The sequence below is a fragment of the Planococcus salinarum genome, from assembly GCF_007004625.1.
GTDB lineage: Bacteria > Bacillota > Bacilli > Bacillales_A > Planococcaceae > Planococcus > Planococcus salinarum.
In genome coordinates this window covers 1-692 of the sequence record NZ_VIFV01000068.1, presented here as the reverse complement: position 1 = coordinate 692, position 692 = coordinate 1, and the positions used below count along the sequence as shown (strand labels likewise).

Annotated in this window: 1 pseudogene; it reads left to right on the top strand. The window is 43.4% G+C overall.

From position 1 onward, the window contains the following. Window positions 1–212, top strand: a pseudogene (locus DIJ65_RS16435) (group II intron reverse transcriptase/maturase); the annotation flags it as partial. Window positions 213–692: the final 480 nt, after the last annotated feature.

The window sequence follows — 692 nt, the reverse complement described above, 5'->3', positions numbered from 1 at the left end:
AACAATGGAAGATACCCCGTAAACAAATCAAATCGCTAATTCAATTAGGGATACCTGAGGAAGAAGCCAAAGGCTTAACTTATTGCAGGAAAGGTTACCGGTTTATTGGGAAATCCAAAGTAGTTCATAGAGCACTTTCAACAAAACGATTAAAGCAGAGGGGAATCCCCTCTGCTTTAGATCGGTATCTAAAAGTACATACTGTAATATAAATTGAAACGCCGTATACGCGAACCGTACGTACGGTGTTGTGAGAGGGGCGAAAATAAGTTAGCTTATTTTCCCTCTACTCGATTTGGAATTAATTATGCGGAATCAGCTGATTGTGGCGGGGATTTTCTAAGGGAGGCTGTCGGAACAAGAGGAGGAGTTACAGAAGGAAAAACTGTTTTATAAAAAACTTTCCTAAATCTGTTGACAGTGATTTGAAGATGCTTTAATATAATAAAAGTCGCCAAGCAACAACGACGGCAAACATGAACCTTGAAAACTGAACAGCAAAACGTCAACGAAAGACGTCACGAGCGCCTTGGCGCGAGAACGGCTTTTGCGATGGTCGCCTTTGGGCGATCGGAGCACCGCCTTCGAACTACTTGGGTTCGTGACTTAACTTACTGATCAGCATTCGTGCAGATCAAAGCGAATCGCTTGTCTTCGGACGGCGATGCGCCAGCAGTATTGAGCAATCAACA